The following is a 5,378-nucleotide window of genomic DNA, read 5'->3' on the forward strand; positions in this document are numbered from 1 at the left end:
TCAGTAATCACATTATTGGTCAGGTATGTAACATGAGAGTTTCCTTTTGTTTGTTTAAAAGATTCGCACCTCTTATTCAAACGGGAAACTCTCTTTTTTGCAACTCATTTGTCAGATTTGGTCTGAACTTCTACATTTTACCTCTACGTTATTTGTCCTTCTTCCTTAGTAATTAGATTTTTAAGGCTCACTTTTAAAATTGTTTTACAGTAGAGGTTGGTGAGAATTATCAAGCCTAGATATTCTTAACTTGTGCTTCAAGTTCAGCTTTTAGAGAAGCGTCTAAATTTAATTGTCTAGCTAGCTCATCTAAATAGGCTTTTTCCATAAAGTTTTGTTGATTGCACATCGCTAAACTCATGGCATAAATTTGAGCAGCTAAGTGTGGGTCAGTTGCATAACTAGCAACGTAAGCAGGATCTACAGGGCGATCAAGTTCAGCTTGGAACCAAGCTCGATCTTGTGGATTGCTTAATTGTGCAAGATGTCCATCCAATTGGGCTTTTTCATCTTCTTGGATATGACCGTCAGCTTTAGCAGCAGAAATCATCGCAATAATAAGTGCACGGCTAGCCTGCTCTACCACTGGAGCGACAGCAGTATTGTTTTCAGTAGAAGCGATAGAGTCACTTTCAGTTACTGGATTAGACGCAGGAATTGAACCTCCTTGCGCAAAAATATCAGATGATGAGCTTTGTGCTTGTTGCGCCTGCCAGCGTTGGAATGCTTTGAAAGCAACAGTACCTAATGCTGCTAAGCCACCAATTTTTGCTAAATTACTATCTGTTTTTTGTCCTAATAAAACAGCTAATGCACCAGCGGCTAAGCTAGTTTTATCACCATCAGTTAAGACTGATTTGTCACCAGTTGTGGCATCTTTGATTTGATTAAAAATATCTGTACCTTGGCTTTGGATTTTATTCAAACTCTCAGACTGACGAGCTTGTTCATAGGTATCACGCGCTTGTTGTTGTAAACCGTCAAGAATATTACCAGCACCTTTGCCAAATAATTGTTCCAAAATATTAAATGCACTCATCATCTATCCTTTAAGAAATGAATAATATATAAAAATTGTTAGTTGCTTTAAAAAATGAACTCAAGTTGAACCAATGGTTAAATTGATGTCTTTTTATGACAACTCTACAATCTTCTATTGTATAGATTTATCTTAAACTTAATAGTTAAGAATTATTTAGTTTATTTCTTTGTGTCACAAATAAATAGCTAAATAACGTGTTAGTACCTTCATCTCTCTGGTAAAAAGCATAAATCTATAGCAAACAGATACTAGCACGCTATCATAACGACTTAATGACAGTGACTTTTGTTAAATAGTGCAATTTGATGGAATTTCAATCTTAAAACGGTAAAATAATTGTTAATAAGATGATAATTTTTATAAGGGATATAACTATGCCGTCATTTGATGTCGTAAGTGAAGCAGATATGATTGAAGTCCGTAATGCGGTAGATCAAGCAAATAAAGAAATTTCTACACGATTTGACTTTAAGGGATCTGATGCTCGTATTGAACAAAAAGAATTGGAATTGACAATTTATGCTGATGATGATTTCAAAGTGAATCAGGTCAAAGATGTATTGATTAATAAATTAGCCAAACGCAATGTGGATTTACGTTTTTTGGAATATGGTAAGCAAGAGAAAATATCAGGTGATAAATTAAAGCAGTATGCCACGATTAAAAAAGGTGTGACAGGTGATTTGGCAAAACGTATTGTTAAGCAAATCAAAGATAGTAAATTAAAAGTTCAAGCGAGTATTCAGGGTGATACGGTACGAGTTAGTGGCGCAAAAAGGGATACGCTACAAGAAGTAATTGCTTTGCTGAAAAAAGAGGTGAGTGATGCACCATTAAGTTTTAATAATTTTAGGGACTAGCTTTTTGTTCTAATGGATTTTTAAATACTTGCAAATGCAAAATAAACCTAATATTTGAAAGTTCAAGGAAGTATTACACTAAAACATCTAATTAATGTAAATATGTGGTAAACACCGCGAGAGATGAGTGTAAACACTCACAGAGAATAGCGATATTATGTTGTGATGACAATTAATGTAGGAGGTTTTATGAGTAAGAAGATTTTAATGCTTGTCGGTGACTATGCTGAAGATTATGAGACGATGGTTCCTTTTCAGTGTCTATTGGCATTAGGTTATGAAGTACATGCTGTTTGCCCAAACAAAAAATCAGGAGATACTGTCGCTACGGCTATTCATGATTTTGAAGGTTGATCAAACATATAGTGAAAAAAGAGGGCATAATTTTGCTATCAACTATGATTTTGATGCTGTCAAGGTTGAGGATTATGCTGGTTTATTGATTCCCGGCGGTCGAGCACCAGAATACTTACGTATGAATGATAAGGTTTTAGCTATTGTTAAGTACTTTGATGATAACAAAAAACCAATAGCGGCTGTATGTCATGGAGCACAAATTTTAGCGGCAGCGGGAATCTTGCAGGGTAAGCTATGTTCGGCTTATCCCGCTTGTGCGGCAGAGGTGAAATTGGCAGGTGGTACTTATGCAGATATTAAAGTGACTGAAGCGGTTACGGACGGTCATTTGGTAACAGCACCAGCATGGCCTGCTCATCCAGCATGGATACGTCAATTTGTCGACGTACTGGGAGCGAAAATTACGTTATAGTGTTGAGTAAGTTTATCTATGATGGTTATGTTCAAGATAACCGTTTTATGCCATAAATCCCATTTCTTGTTTTTTGACTAGAGATGGGATTTTTTATTTTTTGAGTTGGCGTTTTTCAAGGTATTTACATAAAAGGCCACCGATAAATGCTAAGAGAGCAGCCATCATGCCGTAGTAAATTAAAAAGGCTTGAAAAATTTGTCCTGTACTCATTGTGGCTAGTTGCTCATTGGCAGAGCTTTCCATTAGGACTAACTGGATGTAGTTATATAAGGCACCGATAGGAAATGCTAAAGCCACTGTTAATACAAAACGAGGCAGAGAGGGTGGGGTATAGTGATAAATCAGAGCTAGTATTATGGCTACGACACCTAATTTATGTGCTGTCGCTAAGACATATTGTAAAAGGATTTGCCATGCAAGTTCAACACTGAGAGCTTGTCCTATGCCCATGGTACTAATTAAAGTAGCTCCCAAGATAATGAGAGCTACTAAAAAAAGTGCCAAAACAAAACAAGCGATAGTTTTGCTTAGACTTAACAATTACATTACTCGGCTACGATATTCGTTAGTACGGGTATCGATTTCGATTTTGTCACCAATATTGCAGAATAGAGGTACAGCAAGTTCAAAACCAGTATTGATTTTTGCTGGTTTCATTACTTTGCCTGAAGTATCACCTTTTACAGCTGGTTCTGTGTAAGTGATTTCACGAACGATAATTGTTGGTAGTTCTACAGAGATAGCGCGACCTTCGTAGAATACTACTTCAACAGTCATACCTTCTTCTAAGAAGTTAAGTGCATCACCCATATTATCTGCTTCAACATCATGTTGATTGTATTCTTCATCCATAAAAACATACATTGGATCAGCAAAGTAAGAATACGTACATTCTTTTTTGTCTAACACGACAACGTCAAATTTTTCATCTGCTTTGTAAACAGTTTCAGAACCTGATGCAGTTAATAAGTTTTTGAATTTGATTTTAACAACAGCAGCGTTACGACCTGATTTGTTATATTCTGCTTTTTGTACCACTAGTGGGTTGCCATCAACCATCACTACGTTACCTACGCGCAATTCTTGAGCGGTTTTCATTAAAAAACTCCGAGTGGAATAAATAAACGATAAATAAAAGCCTATGAAGAGCTTAGTGTTAAAAAGGAAACAATAAAGAAAGAGTTTCGTTTCCTGTATAGACTGCTATTTTATCTTGTTTATTAGCTGTTTGTCTAAAAATTAAGCAGAGAAAAAGACAAAGTTGGATTTTTGAGTAATTTTTCTCGATATTTTTGATGATACTGATGAGATAACTCAAGCATGTTGGGTTGTAAAATGTGAGTCAATAGATCCGCTAAATTCTCTCCTGGTTGATTCCATAATTGATGAAGTGAATCCAAGCTGATAAGAGAATTTTCTTCAGGGCATTGTTGTTGTCGATTACTTAACCATGCATTAAGTTTTTCTAAATGAGCATCTTCTTGTTGGTGGTAAATATGCCAGATAAAAGGCTTACCTGACCAAATAGCTCGAACAAAACTATCTTCACCACGCACAAAATTGATATCACAAATAGCAAGCAAATAGTCAAACTGCTCTTGAGGAATAAAGTTAAATCGTTGAATGTTAATAGTATTTAAAATATGTTTATTATGTATTGATAATGTGTTTAATATGCGTTCTGTATTGGTGGCAACACCATCGGGAATTAAAATAGTAGCGGGTATTCCTACTTGTGCGATTGATGTAAGAAGGGCTTTTACAGGTGCATGTGGATAGCAAAAAAGGCTAATTAAACGCTCTTTACGCACTAGTGCATGGGCAGCATTAGGATGAACATAGGTAGAAAGAAAGTCTACTTGTGCGGACTGATTCTGTTCAAATGCGGTGAGTGATTTAATTAGGTTTGGCTCGCGTAATAATCCTCCAGTTTTATCCGTAAATCCTGGGAAGAAAAAATATTTTGGTACTTTATTTTTTTGTATAGAGGGTTGTGCATGAAAATCTTCTACCCATGGCTCAGCACTTAGATACTCTAAGTTGAACCAGTATTGTGTTTTACCAGTCATAGCAGCTTGATAACAATCATCTAAATCTGTTGCAAATGCTTCAATAACAATAGCTGTTGGCACGGCTTGCTGAATAGTCTCTGTATTCCACTGATGAATATGGATATTAGCGAGTATTTGTTGATTGAGAGATGGGTTGAGATTGGGAGCAATTTTAGCAAAACTATGTAAATCATCCACCCAAAGACGTATAGGAGTTCGGATGAATGTTGAAGAACCAAGGTGACGACATACTTGGGCAATAACACTGTTTTCTCTCACCTGTAATTGTCCAAGTTGATAACGTATGACTAACTCATATAAATTATTAGCCAAACGCCAGCAAACACCAATATCACCATAGTTATCAATCACTCGACAAAAGATATCAATAATGGGGAAAGGGTAAAAGTCTTTTTCTAAAATTGGATTATTCTCATGAGATAACGAAGGTTGGTGTGTTGACATTAATATTTATCCACAAATAAGAGAGGGTATAGCCTTTAGTAAAGTATGTTTGGTGAGCTATTTAACCGTTATTTTTAAGATATGGGGAATAATAACTCAATTAAAAGCACAGTGGGCTCGGATTTACTCTTATGAGTTCATCTACCAAAGTCCACATTAAAACTACTTTAATTAAATTACTATTACTG

The 5,378-nt window shown here is 35.8% G+C and carries 5 protein-coding genes and 1 pseudogene; 2 read left to right on the plus strand and 4 right to left on the minus strand.

Annotated features, from left to right (window positions below):
• Positions 1-235: 235 nt before the first annotated feature.
• On the minus strand, positions 236-1,039 hold the full coding sequence (locus V757_RS24740) for a tellurite resistance TerB family protein (RefSeq protein WP_023952278.1): 804 nt from the start codon (positions 1,037-1,039) through the stop codon (positions 236-238).
• Between the two features lie 377 nt (positions 1,040-1,416).
• Here V757_RS24740 and V757_RS24745 point away from each other — a divergent pair, with 377 nt between their 5' ends.
• Positions 1,417-1,902, plus strand: coding sequence for a YajQ family cyclic di-GMP-binding protein (locus V757_RS24745; protein WP_023952280.1), 486 nt, complete (start codon positions 1,417-1,419; stop codon positions 1,900-1,902).
• A 189-nt stretch (positions 1,903-2,091) separates the two neighbouring features.
• Positions 2,092-2,671 (plus strand): annotated as a pseudogene (locus tag V757_RS24750) (DJ-1/PfpI family protein).
• Between the two features lie 93 nt (positions 2,672-2,764).
• On the opposite strand, the gene V757_RS24755 reads toward V757_RS24750, so the two are convergent.
• The 3 genes from V757_RS24755 to V757_RS24765 form a co-directional block, all read right to left on the minus strand.
• On the minus strand, positions 2,765-3,148 hold the full coding sequence (locus V757_RS24755; protein ID WP_143000582.1) for a hypothetical protein: 384 nt from the start codon (positions 3,146-3,148) through the stop codon (positions 2,765-2,767).
• Positions 3,149-3,214: 66 nt separating this feature from the next.
• Positions 3,215-3,772 (minus strand): elongation factor P, encoded by a 558-nt coding sequence (gene efp / locus V757_RS24760; protein ID WP_023952284.1) that lies wholly within the window; start codon positions 3,770-3,772, stop codon positions 3,215-3,217.
• A 134-nt stretch (positions 3,773-3,906) separates the two neighbouring features.
• Complete coding sequence (locus V757_RS24765; protein WP_023952286.1) at positions 3,907-5,190, minus strand: elongation factor P maturation arginine rhamnosyltransferase EarP; 1,284 nt, start codon at positions 5,188-5,190, stop codon at positions 3,907-3,909.
• Positions 5,191-5,378 lie beyond the last annotated feature (188 nt).

The sequence above is a fragment of the Pelistega indica genome, from assembly GCF_000506865.1.
Lineage (GTDB): Bacteria > Pseudomonadota > Gammaproteobacteria > Burkholderiales > Burkholderiaceae_B > Taylorella > Taylorella indica.